This is a genomic window from Micromonospora aridisoli (genome assembly GCF_056150025.1).
Genome location: NZ_JAXCFK010000003.1, coordinates 124,086 through 147,988, shown reverse-complemented (window position 1 = coordinate 147,988; position 23,903 = coordinate 124,086). Strand labels below are relative to the sequence as shown.

General features: G+C 71.7%; 20 protein-coding genes. 15 read left to right on the top strand and 5 right to left on the bottom strand.

Features of this window, described 5'->3' with window-relative positions; genetic code table 11:
- The first annotated feature begins 35 nt into the window (after positions 1-35).
- Together SM447_RS07625 and SM447_RS07620 are read left to right on the top strand one after the other, a co-directional pair.
- On the top strand, positions 36-1,598 hold the full coding sequence (locus SM447_RS07625) for an MFS transporter (protein WP_474572028.1): 1,563 nt from the start codon (positions 36-38) through the stop codon (positions 1,596-1,598).
- 19 nt (positions 1,599-1,617) lie between these two features.
- The gene (locus SM447_RS07620) at positions 1,618-2,217 is read left to right on the top strand and encodes a TetR/AcrR family transcriptional regulator (RefSeq protein WP_474572027.1); all 600 of its coding nucleotides are present in this window, start codon (positions 1,618-1,620) and stop codon (positions 2,215-2,217) included.
- Between the two features lie 42 nt (positions 2,218-2,259).
- On the opposite strand, the gene SM447_RS07615 is transcribed toward SM447_RS07620, so the two are convergent.
- Both SM447_RS07615 and SM447_RS07610 read right to left on the bottom strand, forming a co-directional pair.
- Positions 2,260-4,179: a helix-turn-helix domain-containing protein gene (locus SM447_RS07615; RefSeq protein ID WP_474572026.1), complete on the bottom strand. Its 1,920-nt coding sequence runs from the start codon at positions 4,177-4,179 to the stop codon at positions 2,260-2,262.
- Positions 4,180-4,196: 17 nt separating this feature from the next.
- Positions 4,197-4,979: a 3-hydroxybutyrate dehydrogenase gene (locus SM447_RS07610; RefSeq protein ID WP_474572025.1), complete on the bottom strand. Its 783-nt coding sequence runs from the start codon at positions 4,977-4,979 to the stop codon at positions 4,197-4,199.
- A gap of 189 nt (positions 4,980-5,168) precedes the next feature.
- Between SM447_RS07610 and ruvC the strand changes: the two genes are divergently transcribed.
- The 8 genes from ruvC to SM447_RS07570 all read left to right on the top strand — a co-directional run bounded on the left by ruvC (position 5,169) and on the right by SM447_RS07570 (position 14,561).
- Positions 5,169-5,696, top strand: coding sequence for a crossover junction endodeoxyribonuclease RuvC (gene ruvC / locus SM447_RS07605; RefSeq protein WP_269738820.1), 528 nt, complete (start codon positions 5,169-5,171; stop codon positions 5,694-5,696).
- A complete protein-coding gene (gene ruvA / locus SM447_RS07600) occupies positions 5,693-6,295 on the top strand; it encodes a Holliday junction branch migration protein RuvA (protein WP_474572024.1) in 603 nt (200 codons plus the stop codon). The genes ruvC and ruvA overlap by 4 nt, the downstream gene beginning before the upstream one ends.
- A gap of 55 nt (positions 6,296-6,350) precedes the next feature.
- Positions 6,351-7,421 carry a Holliday junction branch migration DNA helicase RuvB gene (gene ruvB, locus SM447_RS07595; RefSeq protein ID WP_474572023.1) on the top strand — a complete coding sequence of 357 codons (1,071 nt, stop codon included), beginning with the start codon at positions 6,351-6,353 and terminating at the stop codon, positions 7,419-7,421.
- Positions 7,422-7,559: 138 nt separating this feature from the next.
- The gene (gene yajC / locus SM447_RS07590; RefSeq protein ID WP_474572022.1) at positions 7,560-7,898 is read left to right on the top strand and encodes a preprotein translocase subunit YajC; all 339 of its coding nucleotides are present in this window, start codon (positions 7,560-7,562) and stop codon (positions 7,896-7,898) included.
- 283 nt (positions 7,899-8,181) lie between these two features.
- Positions 8,182-10,056, top strand: a complete 1,875-nt coding sequence (secD, locus tag SM447_RS07585; protein ID WP_474572021.1) for a protein translocase subunit SecD — start codon at positions 8,182-8,184, stop codon at positions 10,054-10,056.
- Position 10,057: 1 nt separating this feature from the next.
- Positions 10,058-11,254, top strand: coding sequence for a protein translocase subunit SecF (secF, locus tag SM447_RS07580; RefSeq protein ID WP_474572020.1), 1,197 nt, complete (start codon positions 10,058-10,060; stop codon positions 11,252-11,254).
- A gap of 105 nt (positions 11,255-11,359) precedes the next feature.
- On the top strand, positions 11,360-11,926 hold the full coding sequence (locus SM447_RS07575; RefSeq protein ID WP_474572019.1) for an adenine phosphoribosyltransferase: 567 nt from the start codon (positions 11,360-11,362) through the stop codon (positions 11,924-11,926).
- A gap of 196 nt (positions 11,927-12,122) precedes the next feature.
- The gene (locus tag SM447_RS07570; RefSeq protein ID WP_474572361.1) at positions 12,123-14,561 is read left to right on the top strand and encodes a RelA/SpoT family protein; all 2,439 of its coding nucleotides are present in this window, start codon (positions 12,123-12,125) and stop codon (positions 14,559-14,561) included.
- A 193-nt stretch (positions 14,562-14,754) separates the two neighbouring features.
- Here the strand turns inward: SM447_RS07570 and SM447_RS07565 are convergent, their stop codons facing one another.
- Both SM447_RS07565 and SM447_RS07560 read right to left on the bottom strand, forming a co-directional pair.
- Positions 14,755-15,588, bottom strand: a complete 834-nt coding sequence (locus tag SM447_RS07565; protein ID WP_474572018.1) for a peptidylprolyl isomerase — start codon at positions 15,586-15,588, stop codon at positions 14,755-14,757.
- A gap of 65 nt (positions 15,589-15,653) precedes the next feature.
- A complete protein-coding gene (locus SM447_RS07560; RefSeq protein WP_474572017.1) occupies positions 15,654-16,571 on the bottom strand; it encodes a peptidylprolyl isomerase in 918 nt (305 codons plus the stop codon).
- Positions 16,572-16,817: 246 nt separating this feature from the next.
- Here SM447_RS07560 and SM447_RS07555 point away from each other — a divergent pair, with 246 nt between their 5' ends.
- Entirely contained in the window at positions 16,818-17,537 is a 720-nt protein-coding gene (locus SM447_RS07555; RefSeq protein ID WP_474572016.1) for an MBL fold metallo-hydrolase, read from the top strand.
- 53 nt (positions 17,538-17,590) lie between these two features.
- Entirely contained in the window at positions 17,591-18,922 is a 1,332-nt protein-coding gene (gene hisS, locus SM447_RS07550) for a histidine--tRNA ligase (protein WP_474572015.1), read from the top strand.
- Positions 18,923-19,030: 108 nt separating this feature from the next.
- Here hisS and SM447_RS07545 read toward each other — a convergent pair whose 3' ends face one another.
- A complete protein-coding gene (locus SM447_RS07545; RefSeq protein ID WP_474572014.1) occupies positions 19,031-19,861 on the bottom strand; it encodes an SGNH/GDSL hydrolase family protein in 831 nt (276 codons plus the stop codon).
- Positions 19,862-20,107: 246 nt separating this feature from the next.
- On the opposite strand from SM447_RS07545, the gene SM447_RS07540 reads away from it, so the two are divergent.
- The 3 genes from SM447_RS07540 (at position 20,108) to aspS (ending at position 23,848) form a co-directional block, all read left to right on the top strand.
- Positions 20,108-21,160, top strand: a complete 1,053-nt coding sequence (locus SM447_RS07540; protein WP_474572013.1) for a S1 family peptidase — start codon at positions 20,108-20,110, stop codon at positions 21,158-21,160.
- 136 nt (positions 21,161-21,296) lie between these two features.
- Positions 21,297-21,926, top strand: coding sequence for a hypothetical protein (locus tag SM447_RS07535; RefSeq protein WP_474572012.1), 630 nt, complete (start codon positions 21,297-21,299; stop codon positions 21,924-21,926).
- A gap of 119 nt (positions 21,927-22,045) precedes the next feature.
- Positions 22,046-23,848: an aspartate--tRNA ligase gene (aspS, locus tag SM447_RS07530; RefSeq protein ID WP_474572011.1), complete on the top strand. Its 1,803-nt coding sequence runs from the start codon at positions 22,046-22,048 to the stop codon at positions 23,846-23,848.
- Positions 23,849-23,903: the final 55 nt, after the last annotated feature.

The following is a 23,903-nucleotide window of genomic DNA, read 5'->3' as shown; positions in this document are numbered from 1 at the left end:
GGAACCCGTTGGGCGAGCGAGGGGAATGGGACCAGATGTCACCGAACGAGCACACCGGACACCCGAGGAGGTGGGCGATCCTCGGGGTGCTGGTCGTCAGCCTGCTCGTGGTCGTCCTCGACAACACCATCCTCAACGTGGCGCTGCGCACGCTCGCCGATCCGGTACACGGGCTCGGGGCCAGTCAGGGCGAGCTGGAGTGGGCCATCAACTCCTACACCCTGATTTTCGCCGGCCTGCTGTTCACCTTCGGCGTACTGGGCGACCGGGCCGGCCGACGCCGGATGCTGCTGATCGGGCTCGCCCTCTTCGGCCTGGCGTCACTGCTCTCGGCGTACGCGCAGAGCCCCGCCCAGCTGATCGCGGCCCGCGCGCTGATGGGGATCGGCGGCGCGGCCATCATGCCGGCGACCCTCGCGATCATCTCCAACGTCTTCGACCCCCGGGAGCGGGGCCGGGCGATCGGGGTCTGGGCCGGTGCGGTCGGCCTGGCGGTGGCGATCGGGCCGGTCCTCGGCGGTCTGCTGCTCGAACACTACTGGTGGGGTTCGGTCTTCCTGATCAATGTGCCGGTGGTGGCGGTCGGCCTGCTCCTGGTGGCGTTGCTGGTGCCGGAGTCGCGCGATCCCCGCCCCGGTCGCGTCGACGTGCGCGGCGTCCTGCTCTCGGTGGTCGGCCTGATCACCCTCTGCTACGGCATCATCGACGGTGGCGAGCACGGGTTCGGTCGCCCGCTGGTCTGGGCCTGCATCGTCGGCGGCCTCGCGGTGTTGGCCTGGTTCGTCGCCCACGAACGGCGCAGCAGCCACCCGTCGCTGGACGTACGCCTGTTCCGGGTGGCGCGCTTCGCCGCCCCGGTGGCCATGATCGGGCTGGTCTTCTTCGCCGCCATGGGCGTGATGTTCTTCGGCTCGTTCTACCTGCAACTGGTACGCGGCTACAGCCCACTGGAGACCGGGCTGCTCTTCCTGCCCTTCGCGGTCGCCCAGCTCGTCTTCGCCCCGCTCAGCGCCACGACGGTGCGCCGATACGGCGCCCGGACCGTCTCGACGGTGGGGCTGCTGCTGGCCGCCGGGGCGTTCGGTGCCTTCGCCCTCGTCGACGCGGCCACACCCATCTGGGTGGTGCTGCTCGCCTTCTTCGTCCAGGGCGTCGGAATGGCCAACATCATGCCGCCGGCCACGGAATCGGTGATGGCGGCGTTGCCGCGGGAGAAGGCCGGTGTCGGCTCGGCGGTCAGCAACACGATCCGGCAGGTGGCCGCCGCCCTCGGCGTGGCCGTGATCGGCTCCGTGCTGGCGGCCGGCTACCGCGGCGAAATCCAGCCCGCCCTGACCGACCTGCCCCCGGCGGCCGGCCAGGCGGCCGGCGAGTCGATCTCCGGGGCGTACGCCGCGGCGGCCCAGCTCGGCCCGGCCGGCCCGCAACTGATCGCGGCGGCCAACGACTCCTTCGTCTCGGCCATGCACCTGGCGGCGGCGGTGGCCGCGCTGGTCGCGGCGGCCGGCGTCCTGGTGGCCCTGCGCTGGCTGCCGGGCCGGTCGGACATGGGCGTGCCGAGGCCGGTCGGGGAGCCCGAGTTGGCCGGTGCCGCGTAACGTCAGCGACACTGGGGCCATGGCAACCACGGCAGACGCTCCGCGGCCGCCCGGGCGACCGCGGAGCGTCCGCGCGGACGAGGCGATCATCGAGGCGACCCTGGACCTCCTCGCCGAGGGCAGCACCATCGAGGCGATCTCGGTGGAGGCCATCGCCGCGCGGGCCGGGGTGGGCAAGGCCACCATCTACCGCCGCTGGCCGGGCAAGGACGCGCTGCTGCGCGACGCGCTGCGCAGGCTCAAGGGCGATCCGCCGCAGCCGGCCGGGCGGTCCGTCCGCGAAGACCTGATCACACTGGTCAGCGCGATCGGCCACAACGTCGACCCACGGGCGGCGCAGATCATGCCCTGCCTGGTGCCGGAGATGAAACGCAGCCCCGAGCGGTACGCGTTCTACCAGGGCATCGTCGAGCCCCGCCGGGCGGTGATGCGGGAGGTGCTGCGTCGTGGCGTCCGTGACGGGGAACTCCGCGCCGACCTCGACGTCGAGGTGACGATGGCGATGCTCACCGGCCCGATGCTCATTCAGCGGGTGTTGAACTGGAACCCCGACCTCGACGAGGCGACGCTCCCGGAGCGGGTCGTCGACGGCGTCCTGGCCGGCATCAGCGCTCGCTGACCGACGCGTCACCGAAAGCTGTGCGGTATACCGACTGTCGCCTCAGTCGGCCGGCGCGCGCAGCCGGTGCAGGCGCAGGGCCAACTGAACCTCCAGGGCCCGGTCGGGTCGCTGCCAGTCGGCGCCGAGCAGCTGCCCCACCCGCTCCAGCCGCTGGGTCACCGTGTTGACGTGCACGTGCAGCTGCTCCGCGGCGCGGGCCAGGCTGCCACCCACCCCGAAGTAGGCCTCCAGGGTCCGCACCAGCGCGGTGCCCCGCCGGGCGTCATAGTCGATCACCGGCCCGATGGTCGCGGTGAGGAACCGGCTCACGTCGGCGTCGCCGCCGTCATCCACGGCACCCAGCAGCAGCCCGACGAAACCCAGCTCGGCGCTGCTCGCCCCCTGCCCCGCCCGGCCCAGCGCGCCGAGCGCGGTCAGGCAGCGGTCCGCCTCCCGGAAGGCGGCGGCCAGCGCCGCCGGGCCGGTGGACGGGCTGCTCGCCCCGGCCGTCACCGGCCGGCCGGTGATCCGGGACAGGTCCCGGGCCACCGCCCGGGCGCTGCCTCCGGCGTCCTGCCCGGGCAGCATCAGCGCCACCCTGCCGTCCCGCGCCGCGGCCAGCCCACCCCGGGTCGAGGCGTACGTGGTGGCCCAGGACAACACCCGCTGCCGGGCGGAGCCGGTCGCCGCGATGGCGTCGTCGCCGACGACCACCAGCACGTGCGGCGCGTCCAGGTCCACGCCCAGGCGCCGGGCCCGACTGCGCAGCGCGTCGGTGTCGCGCAGCGGCCGGGCGATCAGGTCGTCGAGCAGCTCGCCCCGGACCCGGCCCTCCGCCTCGGCGACGGTACGCCGGAACAGCAGCAGCAGGGCCGTCACCAGCGCCGCCCGCTCCAGGATCCGCTGGTCGGCGTCGGCCGGTTCGCCGTCGGGACGCAACACCAGCACGCCCAGGTTCTCCGCCCCGGCCACCACGGCGGAGTACCACTGCGTCCCCCGCCGCACGCTGCGCCCCTCGGTCCGCGACGCGGCGACCGCCTCGACGATCTCCGCCCGGTCCGGCTCGTCGATCTCACCGACCCGGGCCAGGCACCGCCCCTCGGCGTCGAGCGCCAGCAGCGCGCCACCGAGCACGTCGGTGACCGCCGCGGCCACGTCCTCCACCCCGCCGCCGCGCAGCACCAGCGCGGTCATCCGGTCGTGGGCGGCCGCCGCCCGCTCCACCGAACTGCTGTGCGCGCGGATGGTGGTGTTGGCCGACGACAACTCCTCCAGCGCCGAGCGGGTCTCGGCCAGCAGCCGCGCGGTGTCGATCGCCACCGCGGCGTGGGCCGCCAGCGAGAGCAGCAGCGCCACCTCCTCGCGGGCGAACGGCCGGGCCGAGCGGTTGGCCGCGTAGAGCACGCCGATGCTGGTCGAGCCGAGCCGCAGCGGCACCCCGAGGATGGCCACCAGCCCCTCCTCGCCCACCCCGGCGTCGATCTCCCGGGTGTGGTGGAACCGCTCGTCCTCCGGATAGTTCGCAGTCACGTACGGTGCGCCCGACTGGGCCACCAGGCCGCCCAGCCCGGCACCCATGGGCAGCCGCAACCGCTGGAACCGGGCGGAAACCGAGCCGTCGGTCACCCGCATGTAGGTGTCGCCGCGTTCGGCGTCGTCGAGCGTCATGTAGGCGACGTCCGCGCCGAGCAGGTGGCGGGCCCGGTGCACGATCGCGTGCAGCACCTCGTCCAGGTCGCGCAGCCCCGCGAGGTCACTGACCGTGTCGTACAGGCCGGACAGCTCGCTCTCCCGGCGACGGCGGCGTTCCAGCAGCGCCCGGACCCGCAGCGCCACCGTCTTCGCCTGCTCCAACTCGGCGATCCGCTCGGCCGACAGCCCCGCCGAGCGGGCGGCGACCAGCGGGCCTTCGAACTCGACCGCGGCCGCCTCCCGGGCGAGCAGCTCCAGGAACTCCACCGGCGACGACATGACCGACATTCTGCTGGTGGCCGGCGTCAATTCGCCGTCCAGCCCCCGTCGAGGGCGATCGAGGCACCGGTCAGGAACGCCGCCGGCGGTGAACAGAGGTACGCCAGCAGCTCCGCGACCTCCTCGGGCTCGATCAGCCGCTTGATCGCCGCCCGGGCCAGCATGATCTTCTCGATCACCTCGGTCTCCGGGATGCCGTGCGTGGTGGCCTGGTCGGAGATCTGGCTCTCCACCAGCGCGGTACGCACGTACGCCGGGTTGATGCAGTTGGCCGTCACCCCGTGCGCCGCCCCCTCCAACGCCACCACCTTCGACAGCCCCTCCAGGGCGTGCTTGGCCGAGACGTACGCCGCCTTGTACGGCGAGGCGCGCAGCCCGTGCACCGAGGAGATGTTGACGATCCGGCCCCACCCCCTGGCGTACATGTGCGGCAGCGCCCGTCGGATCAGCAGGAACGGCGCCTCCACCATCACCCGCTGGAGATGCTCGAAGCGCTCGACGGGAAAGTCCTGGAGCGGTGCCACGTGTTGCAGGCCGGCGTTGTTGACCACGATGTCGACATCGGCGTCGAGCGCGTCCACGGCGGCAGGGTCGGCGAGGTCCACCCCCTCGGCCCGGCCGCCGGCCTCGGCGGCCACCAGCTTGGCAGCCTCGACGTTGCGGTCGACCACCACGACCGTGGCGCCCGCCGCGGCCAGCCGCAGGGCGCAGGCGCGGCCGATGCCGCCGCCTCCGCCCGTCACGAGGGCGGTGCGACCGGCCAGGTCGACGTTCACGACGTGGGGGACCGCCACGGGTTCTGCCGTCATGGCGCATGAAGTTACGAGCTGTGTGGTCAGGCGCACATGGGGTTGCGGCACATACTCCCACCGTACTGTGTGGCCAGCCCCTACACTCCCGGCCCGCCCGTCCCGACGGGCGTGTCCCGCGACGCGGCGTGGCCACGGCATCGGTAGGGTGTCGAACACACGTACTGGCCGGTGGCGGGAGGAGGCGGCGTGCGGGTGCTCGGCGTCGACCCGGGACTGACCCGGTGCGGGGTCGGCGTGGTCGAGGGGGTGCCTGGGCGGCCCTGCACGCTGATCGCCTACTACGTCGTCTACACCGACCCCGCCGACGAACTGCCCACCCGCCTGCTGCACCTGGACCGCTCACTCACCGAGCTGGTCGCCGAGCACCGGCCGGACAGCGTGGCCGTCGAGCGGGTGTTCAGCCAGCACAACGTGCGTACGGTGATGGGCACCGCCCAGGCCAGCGGGATCGCGGTGCTGGCCGGGGCGCGCGCCGGGCTGCCGGTGCAGACGTACACCCCGAGTGAGGTGAAGGCGGCGGTGACCGGGTCCGGCCAGGCGGACAAGGCCCAGATGACCGCGATGGTCACCCGGCTGCTGCGGCTGCCCGAACCGCCCCGGCCGGCCGACGCCGCGGACGCCCTCGCGCTGGCCATCTGCCACGTGTGGCGCGGCGGCACCCGGTCGAAGCTGGCCGCCGCGGCGGACCGGGTCAGACGAGGAGGAGCGAGATGATCGCCAGTGTGCGTGGCGTGGTGACCGCCACCGGTCCCGATCATGCGGTGATCGAGGTCGGTGGGGTCGGCCTGGCCGTGCAGTGCGCCCCCGGCACCCTCGCCGACCTGCGGGTCGGCCAGCCCGCCCGACTGGCCACCAGCCTGGTCGTCCGGGAGGATTCGCTCACCCTCTACGGCTTCGCCGACGATGATGCGAAGGCTCTGTTCGAGCTGTTGCAGTCCGCCAGCGGGGTCGGCCCGCGCCTGGCCCAGGCGGTGCTCGCCGTGCACACCCCCGACGCGGTGCGCAAGGCCATCGCCAACGCCGACACGGCGGCTCTGACCCGGGTGCCCGGCATCGGCAAGAAGGGTGCCGAACGCCTGGTGCTGGAGCTGCGCGACCGGATCGGTCCGGTGCCGGTGGGCGTCGACGGAGCGGCCGGGGTGACCGGCGGCGGCTGGCCCGAGCAGGTCCGCCAGGCGCTGATCGGGCTCGGTTGGACGGCCGGCCAGGCCGACCAGGCGGTCGCCGCCGTCGCCGAGACCGTCGACGGTCCCAACCCGCCGGTGCCGGTGCTGTTGAAGCAGGCCATCCGGCTGCTGGGGCGTACCCGATGAGCGCGAGGAGTGAGCCGGGTTTGCGAGCCCCGCGGTCGCGAATGAAGAAGTCACCGTGACGGGCCCCGACGGCGGACTGGTCTCGGCGTACGTCAACGACGCGGAGCGGGACGCGGAGGTCAGCGTCCGGCCGAAGCGGCTGGACGAGTTCATCGCCCAGCACCGCGTCCGGGACCAGCTCGACCTGCTGCTCCAGGGCGCGATGCGGCGCGGCTCCCCGCCCGACCACATCCTTCTGTCAGGGCCCCCTGGCTTAGGTAAGACCACCCTGGCCAACATCGTCGCCGCCGAGCTGGGCACCGGCATCCGGGTGACCAGTGGGCCGGCCATCGAACGCTCCGGAGACCTCGCGGCGATCCTGACCTCCCTCGCCGAGGGTGACGTGCTCTTCATCGACGAGATCCACCGGATCGCCAGGCCGGCGGAGGAACTGCTCTACAGCGCGATGGAGGACTTCCGGGTCGACGTGGTGGTCGGCAAGGGGCCGGGTGCCACCGCCATCCCGTTGGACGTCGAGCCGTTCACCCTGGTCGGCGCGACCACCCGGTCCGGCCTGCTCACCGGCCCGATGCGGGACCGGTTCGGCTTCGTGGCGCACCTGGACTTCTACGCACCGGACGACCTGGAGACGCTGCTGCACCGCTCGGCGCGCATCCTCGGGGTGCCGATCACCGACGACGGGGCGGCGGAGATCGCCGGCCGGTCGCGGGGCACGCCCCGGATCGCCAACCGGCTGCTGCGCCGGGTGCGTGACTTCGCCGAGGTACGCGCCGACGGTGTGGTCACCGTCGAGACCGCCCGGGCGGCCCTGACCGTGTACGACGTGGACGCGCTCGGGCTGGACCGGCTCGACCGGGCGGTGCTCACCGCCCTGGTGGAGTCGTTCCGGGGCGGGCCGGTCGGCCTGTCGACCCTGGCCGTGGCGGTGGGGGAGCAGCCGGACACGGTGGAGGAGGTCTGCGAGCCGTTCCTGGTGCGGGCCGGGCTGTTGGCGCGTACGCCCCGCGGACGGGTGGCGACCGAGGCCGCCTGGCACCATCTGGGGCGTACGCCACCGAATGGTACATTTGCCGCCGAAGCTCCTTCCGTGCCCGATCTGTTCTCGGTGGACACCGACCAGCCGTGATCTGTTCGTGATCTGTGCCGCATTCGGCGTTCCCAGACAGAGCGACTAGACTCGCCGCGGTCTGTACAGGATGTGAAAATCCGCCTCCGTTCCGGCGCTGACCCGCCGGTCCGGAGGCCAATGGGAAGGTCGACAACCGTGCACTACGCAGCAGAAGGCGGCGGAGCGGGAGGCTTCACGCCGATCCTCATGATCGCTCTGCTCTTCGGCGTCATGTACTTCATGATGATCCGTCCGCAGCAGAAGCGCCGCCGCGAGGCCGAGGCGATGCAGGCCGCCCTCTCCCCGGGGGACGAGGTGGTCACCATCGGCGGGCTCTACGGCACGGTCACCGGTGTCGAGGATGACAGCGTCCTGCTGGAAGTCGCTCCCGGAGTGCAGACCCGATACGCGCGTCCGGCGATCGCCCGGGTGGTCACCCCGGCGGAGCGCCCGGTCGAGCCGGTGGCCGAGGAGACCGACTCCGTCAAGGAGTGACGTCGGATCCATCCGGGTCACCGCCGCGTCGGCGGCCCGGGTGGGAGGCGTCCGCGCGCGTCCCCGGGCGGGCGCCATTCACCACGCGCGTATTGAGACAATTGGATAGAAGGCCGACGCCGGGCGTCGGCGCGCCGGCCCGTCCCGGTCCACGCGCCCGCGTCGACCACCCGAGGCGGCGGCGCCAGCCCGGGCGCCGTCGGAAGGCAGACCGTCGGTCGGGGTAACCGGCCGACCCGCCGCCGCGCCCGCGGCGGCGTGACCACAGGGAGACAGGACAGCCGTGGCACCACCTCAGGGACAGATGCGCCCGGGACGGCAGTTGGCCGTGCTCGCGGGCATCTTCGTCGTCCTCTATCTTTTGGTGTTCTTCTCGGGCGGCGCCAGCGGTGGCTGGAAGGACCGGCTCGAGCCCCGTCTGGGCCTTGACCTGGTCGGCGGCACGCGGCTGACGCTGGAGGCCACCAACACCCTCGACGGTCGTGCCCCGACGGCCGAGAACCTGGAGCGCGCCCGCCAGATCATCGAGAGCCGGGTCAACGCGTACGGCGTGGCCGAGGCCGAGGTGGTCACCGAGGGCGACCGCAACATCGTCATCTCCCTGCCCGGCGAGAACCGCGACCTGAACGAGGTCGGGAACGCCGCCGAGCTGCGCTTCCGTAAGGTGCTGAAGATCGCCGACGGCAGCGGTTCGATCCCGTCGCCGGCGCCGACCGAGAGTCCCGAGGCCACCCCGTCCGGTACCCCGAGCCCGACCCCGTCGGGCACCGCCAGCCCCACGCCCGACGCCGAGGCCACCTCGTCGCCGTCGCCGGCCGGTCAGGGCGGTGGCGCGCCAGCGGAGACGCCCTCGCCCTCCCCGTCGCCGACGGCGGACGAGGAGGTGCCGCAGAGCATCGAGGAGCTGCGCCGGGCCGTCGAGCAGAAGGTCGGCGCGGAGGCGTGGGCGGCCGCGAGCGGGCTGCAGGCGCCGGCCGACCTGAGCGCCGACCCGTCGCTGGCCGACAAGCTCAAGCCCTTCGCCGAGCTGACCGGTCGTGAGGTCGCCGTGCTGCCGGCGCAGATGCAGTTCAACGTGCCGACGATCAGCTGTGTCCAGCTCGACGACCGGCCCCCGGCGTCCGTCGCCGACCCAGAGCAGCAGGTCGTCGCCTGTGAGGGCGGCTACGCCAAGAACCTGCTGGACGTGGCGAAGGTGCTGGGCACCGACGTCTCGGGCGCCAGTGCGGTGCGCGACCAGACCAGCCAGTGGGTGGTCAGCCTCAACTTCACCAGCTCCGGCCAGGAGAAGTGGACCGCGCTGACCCGTGAGGCGTTCAACAACGAGGGTCAGGCGTGCGACGCCACCGCGCTCGGTGACGAGGGCAAGTGCCGGGTCGCCGTGGTGCTGGACAACAAGATCATCTCGTCGCCGCAGATCCAGGGCGTGCTCACCGGCAACTCGCAGATCACCGGCAACTTCAACAACGCCGAGGCCAGCGAGCTGGCCGGCTTCCTCAGCTACGGTGCCCTGCCGGTCACCTTCGAGGCGCAGGAGCAGCAGAACGTCACCGCCACCCTGGGCGCCAGCCACCTGCGGGCCGGTCTGCTCGCGGCCGGCATCGGCATGCTGCTGGTCATCATCTACTCGTTCTTCTACTACCGCCTGCTCGGCTCGGTGATCTTCCTGAGCCTGATCCTGTCGGCGCTGCTGCTCTTCGGCGCCCTGGTGGTGCTCGGCCGGCAGATCGGCTTCACGCTCACCCTCGCCGGCATCGCCGGCATCATCGTCTCCCTCGGTGTGGCGGCGGACTCGTTCGTCATCTACTTCGAGAGACTCAAGGACGAGATCCGGGAGGGGCGTACCCCGCGTAGCGCGGTGCCCCGGGCCTGGATCCGGGCCCGCCGGACGATCATCTCGGCGAACGCGATCACGATCATGTCGGCGCTGGTGCTGTACATCGTCTCGGTCGGTACGGTCAAGGGCTTCGCCTTCGCCCTGGGCCTGGCCACGGTGCTCGACCTGCTGGTGGTCTTCCTCTTCCGCCATCCGATCATGACGATGCTCGCCCGCAGCCGGGCGTTCCTGTCCCCGCGGGTCAGCGGCCTCGGCCGGGCACTCCCGGCCCGGTCGTCGGAGCAGGCCCCGCCCCGCAACCAGCGCGTCAAGGAGGCCTGAGATGGCTGAGACTGGTCTGGCAGCCCGCCTCTACCGAGGCGAGGCCGGCCTCAACATCGTCGGCCGGCGCAAGGTGTGGTTCACCGTCGCCGCGTTGCTGGTGGCGATCGCCCTCGGCAGCGTCATCTTCCGTGGGTTCAGCCTCGGCATCGAGTTCGAGGGCGGCAACTCGTTCCAGGTGCCGACCAGCGTCGGCACCATGGAGCGGGCGGAGACCGGCGCGAACGAGGCGCTGACCAGCGCGGGCGGCGGTGCCCGGGTGGTCACCGCGCAGCGGGTCGGCGGTGGCGGCGGCGAGTTCTACGAGCTGCGTACCACGCAGCTCGACGCCGAGCAGGCCGAGGCGGTCCGGGCCGAGATGGGCCGGCTCTTCAACATCGACCCGGCGGAGATCGCCAGCAACCGGGTCAGCGAGGCGTGGGGCAGCCAGGTGACCAACCGGGCGCTGATCGGTCTGGTGATCTTCCTGGCCCTGGTGACGGTGTACCTGGTCCTGCGCTTCGAGTGGCAGATGGCCGTGGCGGCCATCTTCGCCCTGGTGATGAACCTGGCTCTCACCGCCGGCATCTATTCGATCGTCGGGTTCGAGGTCACCCCGTCGACGATCATCGGTTTCCTCACCATTCTGGGCTTCGCCCTGTACGACGTGGTGGTGGTCTTCGACAAGGTGCAGGAGAACACCAGAGGCATCACCGCCAACAACAACCAGACGTACGGCGAGGCGGCCAACCTGGCCGTCAACCAGAGCCTGATGCGGTCGATCAACACCTCCGTGGTCGCCCTGCTGCCGGTCGGCGGCATCCTGTTCATCGGTGCCGGCCTGCTCGGTGCGGGCACCCTGAAGGACCTCGGCCTGGTGCTGTTCGTCGGTATGGCGATGGCCTTCCTCACCTCGATCACGCTGGCCACCCCGCTGCTGGTGGTGCTGAAGAACCGCGACCCGCGGATCCAGGCGCACAACAAGCGGGTGCGGGCCCGGCGTACCACGGTCAGCCGGGGCGAGACGCCGGCGAAGGCGGCGGCCGGCACGCCCAGCCCGGCCGAGCCGGACGAGGAACCGGTCACCGCGGAGGCCGGCGCCCTCGCGGGTGCCGCAGCGCCGAAGGTGGGTGCCCGGCCGGCGGGCAAGCGCTCCGGCGGCGCCCGGGGCGGACGTCCCGGCGGCGGAAACCGTCCCGGCGGCGGCAAGCGACGCTGAGGACGTCGGGGACCACCCGGTAGGAACTGGTACCGGCGGCGTCCTGCATGCTGTGCGAGCAGCGTGCGGGACGCCGCCGTCGTGTGGAAGGGGAGCGGAACTGCCGTGACGGAGACCCACAGCACCGGGGTACGCGGAGACAGCGGGCCCGAGACGGCCCGGCTGGTGGCCAGCCGGGTGCTCGACGTGCCCGACTTTCCCAAGCCGGGTGTCATGTTCAAGGACCTGATGCCGTTGTTCGCCGACGGTGACGCCTTCCGTGACGTGATCGACGGAATCGTCGCGTACCACGGGCGGGAGTCCTTCGACACCGTGGTGGGCATCGAGGCGCGGGGGTTCGTGGTCGCCGCGGCGATCGCGTACGCGACGGGAGTCGGTGTGGTGCCGGTGCGCAAGGCCGGCAAGCTGCCCCGCCCGGCGTACGCCGCCTCCTACGAGCTGGAGTACGGCGAGGCGACGCTGGAGGTGCACCAGGACGCCTTCACCTCCGGTCACCGGGTGCTGGTGGTCGACGACGTGCTCGCCACCGGTGGCACGGCGGCGGCGACGCTGGATCTGGTGGAGCGGGCGGGCGGCACCGTGGCGGGCTTCACCGTGCTGCTGGAGCTGTCGTTCCTCGGCGGGCGGGACCGGCTGGCCCCGCGTCCCGTGCATGCCCTGTTGACCGTTTGAGACGACGCCGACACCGGGCGGACCCGGCACGGACCGTCCGGCGGAGCGGCACGGCACCCCGGGTGGGGGTAGCATTGCCCATTGCTGACCGGGCGGTGACCCGTCTGAGCGGCGCTAGACCAGACCGGCCGGCGCACGGTCGGTGTTGTCCCGGCGAGCGGTGAGGAGGCCGGTGTCCCACGATGTCGTCCCTCCGGTGGAGGGCACGGTGCACCCGACAGGTGACGCGGATGGCTCGCTGACCGACCGCAACGGCGCCGCATCGGCGTCGGGTGGCGGGTCCGGCGCGGCGCAGCCGACCGGTGACGCGGCTCGTTCGTCCGCCGAGCCAGGGGGTGGCGCTGGCGATTCCTCGGCGGCCACTGGTTTCGCGCTGTCCCACGCGCCCACCGGTCGGCGGGTCCGGGCGCGTCTCGCGCGGTTCAACGCGCCGTGGCAGTCGTCCCAGGTCAGCGAGGTGTTGGAGCCGCTGATCTCGTCGCACCGGGAGAACCACCCGAAGGCCGACGCGCGGCTGCTGCAGCGCGCCTTCGACACGGCGGCGCGCTGGCACTCCGGTCAGTACCGCAAGTCCGGTGATCCCTACATCACCCACCCGCTCGCGGTGGCGACCATCCTGGCCAACCTCGGCATGGACACCACCACGCTGGTCGCCGCGCTGCTGCACGACACCATCGAGGACACGGAATACTCCCTCGACCAGATGCGCGCGGACTTCGGTGGCGAGGTGGCCCTGCTGGTCGACGGGGTCACCAAGCTCGACAAGGTCAAGCTCGGCGACGCGGCGAAGGCCGAGACGATCCGCAAGATGGTCGTCGCGATGGCCAAGGATCCGCGCGTCCTGGTGATCAAGCTGGCCGACCGGCTGCACAACATGCGGACGCTGACCTTCCTGCCGCGCCCGAAGCAGGAGCAGAAGGCGAAGGAGACGCTGGAGATCCTCGCCCCGCTGGCCCACCGGCTCGGTATGAACACCATCAAGTGGGAGCTGGAGGATCTGGCGTTCGGGACGTTGTTCCCGAAGCGGTTCGAGGAGATCAACCGGCTGATCGGGGAGCACCAGCCGCAGCGGGAGGCGTTGCTGCGGCAGGTGACCCAGAAGGTGCAGACGGACCTGAAGGCCGCCAAAATCAAGGCGGAGACCACCGGGCGGCCGAAGCACCTGTACTCGATCTACCAGAAGATGATCGTGCGGGGCCGGGACTTCAACGACATCTACGACCTGGTGGGTGTGCGGATCCTGGTCGACACGGTGCGGGACTGCTACGCGGCGTTGGGTGTGATCCACGCGAACTGGCAGCCGGTGCCGGGCCGGTTCAAGGACTACATCGCCATGCCGAAGTTCAACATGTACCAGTCGTTGCACACCACGGTGATCGGGCCGACCGGTAAGCCGGTGGAGATGCAGATCCGCACGTACGCGATGCACCGTACGGCGGAGTTCGGCATCGCGGCGCACTGGAAGTACAAGGAGCACAAGGGCACCCAGATCGTCGGCCCGCCCGCGCACATCGACGAGATGACCTGGCTGCGGCAGCTGTTGGACTGGCAGCGGGAGGCCGCCGACCCGAGCGAGTTCCTCGACGCGCTGCGCTTCGACCTGTCCAGCCAGGAGGTGTACGTCTTCACCCCGAAGGGTGACGTGATCCCGTTGCCGACGGGGTCGACGCCGGTGGACTTCGCGTACGCGGTGCACACCGAGGTGGGGCACAAGTGCATCGGGGCGCGGGTCAACGGCAAGCTGGTGCCGTTGGAGTCGACGCTGTCCAACGGTGACGTGATCGAGATCTTCACCTCGAAGTCCGACACGGCCGGCCCCACGCAGGACTGGCTGGGTTTCGTCAAGAGCCCCCGGGCGCGGACGAAGATCCGGCAGTACTTCAACAAGGAGCGCCGCGAGGAGGCGATCGAGGAGGGCAAGGACGCGATCGTCAAGGCGATGCGCAAGCAGGGCATGCCGTTGCAGCGGATGCTCACCTCCGACAACCTGATGGCGATCGCCCGGGACCTGCACCTGCCCGACGTGGCGTCGCTCTACGCGGCGGTCGGGGACAGCCAGGTCTCCGCCCAGTCGGTGGTGCAGAAGCTGATGGCCTCCTACGGCGGTGAGGAGGGCGCGGCCGAGGACATCGCCGAGACCGCCGTGGCCACCCGGCCGCCGCGCAGCCGCGCCTCCAGCCACGACCCGGGTGTGGTCGTCCGCGGCGTCAGCGACGTGTGGATCAAGCTGGCCCGCTGCTGCACCCCGGTCCCGCCGGACTCGGTCTTCGGTTTCGTGACCCGTTCCGGCGGGGTGAGCGTGCACCGCGACGACTGCGCCAACGCCGAGGACCTGCGCGCCCAGGGCGAGCGGGTGGTCGAGGTGAGCTGGAAGCTGACCTCCGCCTCGACGTTCCTGGTGGCGATCCAGGTGGAGGCGCTCGACCGGCACAAGCTGCTCGCGGACGTCACCCGGGTGCTCTCCGACGAGCGGGTCAACATCCTCTCCGCCACCGTCACCACCACCCGGGATCGGGTGGCGGTGAGCCGGTTCAGCTTCGAGATGGCCGACCCGAAGCACCTAGGCCACCTGCTGGCCGCCGTCCGCAAGGTCGACGGCGTCTTCGACGCCTACCGCGTAACCTCCGGCGCCTAACCCCCACCCCACCCCGCAGCCGCGCGCCGGTGATGACCCGCGCCGATCTTGCACTTTCCGTCTCCACATAAGGGGACAAAGGCCTTGTCGCGGCGACACAAACTGCAAGATCGCGGGTGCGGGTGCGGGTGCGGGTGCGGGTGCGGCGAAGCGCCCGTCGGCTCGGCCGGCGGGCGCTTCGGGTGGTGCGGGGTCAGGCGTCGGTCATGGTGAGGTCGGTGATGACGACCTCCTTCTTCGGGTGGCCGCCGCCGGCCTGCTGGGCGAACGCGCCGTCGTCGCCGGCCTCCGCGACCTGCTTGACGATGTCCATGCCGCCGGTGATGGTGCCGAGGACGGTGTAGTTCGGGTCGAGCGGCGAGTCGCCGTACACGATGAAGAACTGGCTGCCGCTGCTGGACGGCTGGCCGGAGTTGGCCATCGCGATGACACCCTCCGGGTACGGCGGCCGCTTGTCGGCCGGCAGGTTCTCCTCGGCCATGCGGTAGCTCGGGCCGCCGGTGCCGTCGGTCTCCCGCCAGCCCTCCCCGGTGGCGCTCGGGTCGCCGCACTGGAGCACCTTGATGCCCTCGGTAACCAGCCGGTGGCACTTCGTGTTGTCGAAGAAGTTCTGCTCGGCCAGGTGGGTGAAGCTACCCGCCGTGCACGGCACCGCGGACCGGTCGATCCGGGCGGTGATCGGGCCGAGGTTCGTGGTGATCGTCATGGTCTGGACGCCCACCTTGCTCTGCTGGGTGTCCGGCAGCCCGACGTCCTTGACCTGCGGGGTGCGCTCGCCCTCGGGCAGCTCGACCCATTCGCACTGCACGGAGTTCGCGTCTTGGGCCGCGTTGTCGGTGCCGCTGTCGTCGCCGAGCATGTTGCTGGCGAGCCAGGCCGTGCCGGCGACCACCAGCAGCAGGACCACGCCGGCACCGACCACCGCCTGCGTCTGGCGGCGCTTGCGGGCCCGGGCAGCCCGCTCGGCCATCTCCTTCTCGAGCCGGGCGCGGGCCGCCGCGCGCTGCCGCTCTCTGGTGGACGTCACGCCTCGATCCTCCTGGACTGTATGTGAATGCCGCTGCGGTGGGGTGGGCCCGGTCGCTCCCGTGATCAGCCGGCGCTGGCGCTGGCCTCGGGCGCGCCGGAGGCCTCCGGACTCGGCGTGCCCGTGGGCGCCGGATCGGCGGGTGACGCCGGATCCAGCACGGGCTCGCCGACGGTCAGGCTCTGGATGACCACGTCGTCGTCCTTTGGCTTGACCTTCTCCCCGGCCCCATTGTCCACCGTCGGAAGGGCACCGATCTTCTCGACGGTGTCGAGCCCCTCGGTGACCCGGCCGATGATCGGGAACTTCGGCTCGGCGGTGGTGAAGTCCTTGAAGAAGATCAGGAACTGGCTGCCGTTGGCGCCCGGCGGGTTCGCGATCATCGCGACCGTGCCCTTGGGGTACGTCGGTGGCTCGTCCGGGGCCGGGCTCGGCTCCGGCGACGCCTCCGACCCGGTCGGCACGTTCTCGTCGTAGAACGAGTAGGCCGGGCCGCCCATACCGGTGCCGCTGGGGTCGCCGCAGCGTACGGCGCCGTCGGCGGTGATCTCGTGGCACTTGGTGTTGTCGTAGAACGACTGGCTGGCCAGGTGGGCGATGCTGGCGGCGGCGCACGGGGCGCTGGCGAGGTCTAGCTCGACGGAGATCGGCGCGCCCTGGTTGGTGACGATCGTCATCGGTCGGGTGCCGGTGACCGGCAGGTCGGTGGTCGGGGGTTCGCCGACGTCCTTGAGGTTGCTGTTCCCCTCGGTGTTCTGCGGGGTCCAGAGGCAGACCTCGTTGGTCGCGGTGTCCTCGGTCGGCTCCCGGTCGAACGCACCGAGCGCCCACGCGGAGCCGGCGACGACCAGCACCAGGATCAGCGCGGTGCCGACACCGGCCTGGATCCGTCGGCGGCGCCTGGCCGCGGCGGCCCGGCGGGCCAGTTGCCGGTCGAGCTTGGCCCGCGCCAGTTTGCGCTGCCGGTCCCTGCTGGAAGCCACCCGTGCTCCCCTTTCCTCTACCCTGGTCGTCACCTGGTGGTCGCGTACCCGTCGGGCGGCAGGTGCGCCACGCCACACGCCCGCCAGAGTGTACGGGTACCGGCTGGGAAAGTGGTGTACGAGGTCGGTGCCCATCTTCATCGGGATTCGTCAGTGCGCCACCGGGTGGCCGGCGGGTCGGGCGGACCACACCGTGCCGCCGGTAGGCTGCCCGGAGAGGACGACTCGACGGAAAGGGGAGCGGACGTGCTCGTGGCCGGCTTTCCCGCGGACGCCTTCGGCACCAACTGCTACGTGGTCGCCGCCGGTCCGGGGGAACAGTGCGTGGTGGTCGACCCCGGCATCGGGGTGATCGACCGGCTCGACGCGCTGCTCGCCGAGCATCGCCTGCACCCCGCCGCGGTGCTGCTCACCCACGGCCACCTGGACCACACCTTCTCCGTGGCGCCGGTCTGCGGGGCGCGTGGGATCACCGCGTACGTGCACCCGGAGGACCGGGAACTGCTGGCCGACCCGGCGAAGGCGCTGTCGATGGACCTCACCCAACTCTTCGGCGGGCGGCTGCCGTACGCCGAGCCGGAGGACGTGGCCGAGCTGGCCGACGGTACGACGCTCGCCCTCGCCGGGCTGGAGATCACCGTCGACCACGCGCCCGGCCATACCGGCGGGTCGGTGCTCTTCCGGCTGCCCGGCGCCGGCTCGCCCTGGGAGGCGGAGCAGCTCTGCCTCTCCGGTGACGTGCTCTTCGCCGGCTCGATCGGCCGCACCGACCTGCCGGGCGGCAGCATGCCGACGATGCTCACCAGCCTGCGGGACAAGATCCTTCCGTTGGCCGACGACACCGTCGTACTGCCCGGCCACGGCCCCGCGACCACCATCGGCCGCGAGCGCGCCACCAACCCGTACCTCGCCGAGGTGGCGGGGATGGGCGGTACGCGACCGGCGGCACCCAGCCGCGGCCTGTAGCGCCGCGCCCACGCTGACCCGCGCGGAGCGTGCGGGTTTCCGAACGGAGCATCATGAGCAAGCCCACGCCCATCTCCGGCTTCCCGGAGTGGACGCCCGCCCAGCGGATGATCGAGCAGTACGTCCTGGACCGGATCCGGTCCACCTTCGAGCTGTACGGCTTCGCCCCCCTGGAGACCCGGGCGGTCGAGCCGCTGGACCAGCTGCTGCGCAAGGGGGAGACCTCCAAGGAGGTCTACGTGATCCGGCGGTTGCACGCCGACCCGGAGGAGGCGGCGGCCGGCGACGACACCCTCGGCCTGCACTTCGACCTGACCGTGCCGTTCGCCCGGTACGTGCTGGAGAACGCCGGCAAGCTCACCTTCCCGTTCCGCCGCTACCAGATCCAGAAGGTCTGGCGCGGCGAGCGCCCGCAGGAGGGGCGCTACCGGGAGTTCGTCCAGGCCGACATCGACATCGTCGACCGGGACACCCTCGCACCGCACCACGAGGCGGAGATGCCGCTGGTCGTCGGCGACGCATTGCGTTCGCTGCCGATCCCGCCGGTGCGTATCCAGGTCAACAACCGCAAGATCTGTGAGGGCTTCTACCGGGGCATCGGGCTGACCGACCCGGAGGCGGCGCTGCGCGCGGTCGACAAGCTCGACAGGATCGGACCGGCCGGAGTGGTCGAGCTGCTGGCCGCCACCGCCGGGGCGAGCGAGGCGCAGGCGAAGGCGTGCCTGGCACTGGCCGAGATCTCCGCGCCGGACGCCTCCTTCGCCGACGCGGTGCGCGCGCTCGGGGTGGGCCACCCGCTGCTCGACGAGGGGGTCGAGGAACTGGTCCGGGTGGTGGAGACCGCCGCCGCGCACTCGCCCGGTCTCTGCGTGGCCGACCTGCGCATCGCCCGGGGCCTGGACTACTACACCGGCACCGTCTACGAGACGCAGCTGGTCGGGTACGAGCGGTTCGGCTCGATCTGCTCCGGCGGCCGGTACGACAACCTGGCCAGCGCCGGCAACGTCCGCTTCCCCGGGGTGGGCATCTCGATCGGGGTGACCCGGTTGCTCGGCCTGCTCTTCGGCGCGGGCAAGCTGGCGGTGTCCCGGGACGTGCCGACCTGCGTGCTGGTCGCGGTGACCAACGAGGATCTGCGGCCGGCCAGCAACTCCGTGGCCGAGGCGCTTCGGTCCCGGGGCATCCCCACCGAGGTGTCGCCGAGCGCGGCGAAGTTCGGCAAGCAGATCCGGTACGCGGAGCGGCGCGGCATCCCGTACGTCTGGTTCCCGGGCGTCGACGACGCCCCCCACGAGGTCAAGGACATCCGCTCCGGCGAACAGCTCGCCGCGTCGCCGGGCGAGTGGACCCCCCCACGCGAGGACCTCAAGCCCCTGGTGAGCTGACCCCGCCACCGTCCCCCGCGATCTTGCACTTTCGGTCGCCGTTACGGGTGTTGCATCCCGGTTCGCGGCGACGAGAAGGGCAAGATCGCGGGGCGGGTGGGGTGGGGGCTACCAGGCGAAGCCGGCGGGGTAGGAGACGGTGGCCAGGACCTGCTGGCCGGTGGCGTTGGGGTGGAAGTAGTCCCAGCCGGAGAGCTGGGCGAGGGTGAACGGGTAACCGAAGACGGCGTTGCCGTCGTACCTGCAGTTCGAGCCGTACGCGGCACAGGCCGCCGCGAGCTGACCGTTGAAGTCGATCACGCGCTGCCGGACCCGGTTGCGCCGGTCGACGTCGGCTTGGGCGGTGGAGGTCGGGTTGGCCAGGATGGACTGGCAGATGCCGAAGAGCGACCAGGCGGTGCGGGCGCTGCCGCTGTCCTTGCCGACCGCCCAGAGCCGGTGCACGTCCGGGATGCTGATCACGAAGACCTTGGCGTTCGGCAGGCCCGTCTTCAGCCGGTTCAGCGCGGAGTCGATGTTCGCCCGGAAGGTGGCCGGCGTGGTCATCGTCGACTCCGAGCTGGTGCAGGCGTCGTTCGCGCCGATCAGGATCGTCACGTACCCGACGCCCTGGCTGACCGCGGTGCCGGCCTGGCCGTGCAGGTCGGCTGACTTCGCGCCGGTGCGGGCGGCGTTGTGGTTGCGCCCGTTGATGGCCGAGTTGACCCGCCGGATGCGCAGGTAGTGGCTGTTGACGGTGGAGTCGTCTCCGGTGCTGAACGAGCGGCTGGTGCAGTCGACGTACCACCCGCAGGCGTTGAAGCCGCGGGTGATGGAGTCGCCGAGGCTGGCCATCGAGGTGGGCGGTGGGCCGGGATCGGCCGTCGCGGGGCTGGTGGCGAGCAGGACGAGGGCGGTGACGCCGGCGAGGGTGGCCAGCGCGCGTCGGACGAGGGTCATGGTGGCCTCCGGTTCACAGGTGCCGGACAGCGGCGGTTACCGGAGCGTATAGATGACTTTCTGTGTCCACAATGTTGCGCAGAGGTTACCCGGGGCTGGTGGGTGAATTCGGGCAAACGGGGGTCTTGCTTACGATCTTAAATATGTGAATACTTTCCCTCGCTTGGTCATTTCCCCAGGTGGCCGAGTTGCCCCCGCCCCTGTCGGCATGACAGGGCCCTCAACCCCCATCCGGGAGGCTGTTACATGCGACCCACAAGGTCAATGCTTCGCCGCGTCGTCACCGTCGCCGCTGCCGGAACCCTGGTCGCCGGCGTGCTGGCCGGCACCCCCGCCCAGGCCGCACCCGGCTCCGCCTCACCCGACGCCGCCGCGGCCCTGGCCGAGCGGCTCGGCGACCGTGCCGCCGGCACCTACGTCGATGCCGCCGGCAAGATGGTCGTCGCCGTCACCGACTCCGTCGCCGCCCGCCAGGTGGCGGCCGCCGGGGCCACCCCCAAGGTCGTCAAGCGCGGCGCCGCCGAACTGAACCGGGCCACCGCCGAGCTGGACCGCTCCGCCGCGATCCCGGGGACCGCCTGGTGGGTCGACCCGACCACCAACCAGGTCGTCGTCTCCGTGGACAGCACCGTGACCGGCGCGAAGCTGGAGCGGGTCAAGGCCGCCGCCGCGCGCACCAACGGCGCGGTGCGCATCGAGGCCGAGGCTGGCGTGCTGAGCACCCGCATCTCCGGTGGCGAGGCCATCTACGCCCAGGGCGGCGGGCGCTGCTCGCTCGGCTTCAACGTGCGGGCCGGCAGCACCTACTACTTCGTGACCGCCGGGCACTGCACCAACATCGCCGCGAACTGGTACAGCAACTCGGGCCAGACCTCGCTGCTCGGCTCCCGTGCCGGCAGCGTCTTCCCCGGCAGCGACTACGGCATCGTGCGGTACAGCAACCAGAGCACCGTGCAGCCGGGCAACGTCTACCTCTACAACGGCAGCTACCGCGACATCACCGGGGCCGGCAACGCGAGCGTCGGCCAGTCGGCGCAGCGCTCCGGCAGCACCACCGGGCTGCGCAGCGGCTCGGTGACCGGGCTGAACGCCACGGTCAACTACGCCGAGGGTCAGGTCCGCGGTCTGATCCGCACCAACATCTGCGCCCAGCCCGGTGACAGCGGCGGCTCGCTGTTCAGCGGCGGCACCGCGCTCGGCCTGACCTCCGGCGGCAGCGGCAACTGCTCCACCGGCGGCACCACCTACTTCCAGCCGATCGGACCGGTGCTGAGCCGCTACGGCGTCAGCGTCTACTGATCCCTGCGTACGGGAGCAGTTCCTCCTCAGCCAGCGGGCCGCCGGATTCCTCCTCCGGCGGCCCGCCGTCGTGTGCGGAGCAGGCCGATCCGGGGTCCCGCGGTCGAGCCGCGCCATCGACGGATACCGTCGTCCCATGGCCGTGCGATTTCTGGCGCAGCTCCGCCCCGCTCTTGTCGTGGGCGGGCAGGTGTTCGCCTGGGGGCTGCTCACTGTGGACGCGCGCCAGGAATGGAGTCCGTACTGGTTCGTCGGGCTGCTCCTGCTGCTCGGTGTGCTCGCGATACCAGCGGCCCTGGCCGGCTCGCCGGAGTTCCGGCTCGTCGCCCTGGTCACCCAGTCCATCGGTGCCGGCATCGTCGCGCTGGCCCTGTACGACACGGCGGACAAGCGGGCCCTGTGGGCGTACGCCGTCGCCGCCCTGGCGGCGGTGGCCCTGCCGGCCGGCCGTCCGGCGCCCGGTCGGCCGACCGTGATCGGCGTGGGGCTGGCCCTCGTGTTCACCATCGGCGTGTCGGCTCCCGCCCTGGCCTGGGGCGGTAGCCAGCCCGAGGCGGTGGTGTGCGTACGGCCGGGAGAGTCCGTCGACGAGCTGACCCGGGAGGGGCACCGCTTCGATCCCGATCACGTCATCGCGGGCTTCGGGTACGACGAGGCGCACCCCTCGTGCCTGGAGGTGCTCTTCGATCCCGGCGCCACCGCCGGCGACGCCGACGATGTCGCGCGCCGCTACTCGGCGGACCCGAGGGTCATGTCCGTCAGCTGAGGTATCGGGCGCTCCTCCGCTACCGCAGGCGTTAACAAGGGCCCCTTCCTCACACCCGCGCGGCGGGGGCGGGCAGAATGCCGGGAGGCAACGTAGTACAGACGAGGGAGACGCACGTCGTGATCCGTACCCATGACGCCGGCAGCCTGCGCGCGACGGACGCCGGCACCACGGTGACGCTCGCCGGGTGGGTGGCCCGCCGGCGCGACCACGGCGGTGTCATCTTCGTCGACCTGCGCGACGGCTCCGGCGTCGTGCAGGTGGTCTTCCGTGAGGAGGACGCGCACGCGCTGCGCAACGAGTACTGCGTGAAGGTCGTCGGTGAGGTCACCCGGCGGCCCGAGGGCAACGAGAACCCGGAACTGCCCACCGGGGAGATCGAGGTGACCGCCGCCGAGCTGGAGGTGCTCTCCGAGGCCGCGCCGCTGCCGTTGCCGGTGGACGACCAGGTGGTGGCCGGTGACGACGTCCGGCTCAAGTACCGCTACCTCGACCTGCGTCGCGGCGGCCCGGCCCGGGCCATGCGGTTGCGGTCGCGGGCCAACCAGCTGGCCCGCTCGGTGCTGCACGAGCGGGACTTCCTGGAGATCGAGACGCCCACGCTGACCCGGTCCACGCCGGAGGGCGCCCGCGACTTCCTGGTCCCGGTGCGCCTGCAACCCGGCAGCTGGTACGCGCTGCCGCAGTCGCCGCAGCTGTTCAAGCAGCTGCTGATGGTCGGCGGCATGGAGCGCTACTACCAGATCGCCCGCTGCTACCGGGACGAGGACTTCCGGGCCGACCGGCAGCCGGAGTTCACCCAGCTCGACATCGAGATGTCCTTCGTCACCGAGGACGACGTGATCGACCTCGGCGAGGCGATCGTCGCCGCGCTCTGGTCGGATCTGGCCGGCTACGAGATCCCCCGGCCGATCCCGCGCATCACCTGGCACGACGCGATGGCCCGGTACGGCTCGGACAAGCCCGACCTCCGCTACGGGGTCGAGCTGACCGAGCTGACCGACTACCTGCGCGGCACCCAGTTCCGGGTCTTCGCCGCGGCGATCGACGCGGGCGGCTACGTCGGTGCCGTGGTCATGCCGGGCGGCGCCAGCCAGACCCGCAAGGAACTCGACGGCTGGCAGGACTGGGCCAAGGCGCGCGGGGCCAAGGGCCTGGCGTACGTGGTGCTCGACGCCGAGACCGGCGAGGCGCGCGGACCGGTGGCGAAGAACCTGTCGGCCGAGCACCTGTCCGGGTTGGCCGACGCGGTCGGCGCGAAGCCGGGCGACGCGATTTTCTTCGCTGCCGCAGCTGAGGCCCGCGAGGCACAGGAGCTGCTCGGCGCGGCCCGCATCGAGATCGCGCGGCGGGCCGGCCTGGTCGACGAGAGCGCCTGGGCGTTCTGCTGGGTGGTGGACGCGCCGATGTTCGAGAAGACGGACGAGGGTGGGTGGACCGCCGTGCACCACCCGTTCACCTCGCCGAACGCGGAGTGGGTCGACCGGTTCGAGGAGGCGCCGGACCGGGCTCTGGCGTACGCGTACGACATCGTCTGCAACGGCAACGAGATCGGTGGCGGATCGATCCGTATCCACCGCCGTGACGTGCAGCAGCGCGTGTTCGACCTGCTCGGCATCACGCCCGACGAGGCGCAGGACAAGTTCGGCTTCCTGCTGGAGGCGTTCAGCTACGGCCCGCCGCCGCACGGCGGCATCGCGTTCGGCTGGGACCGGGTCTGCATGTTGCTGGCCGGCGCCGACTCGATCCGTGAGGTGATCGCCTTCCCAAAGACCCGTGGCGGCTTCGACCCCCTCACCGGTGCCCCCACCCCCATCACCGCCCAGCAGCGCACCGAAGCCGGCATCGACGCGAAACCCAAGCCGGCTACGGCCACCCCCGGCACCGCCGGCCCCGCTGCCCCCGTCGCCGACCCCACCTGACCCCTGTCGCTGTCTCCGACCCAGGACGCTCCCCGTCGATCATGAACTTGTTGTC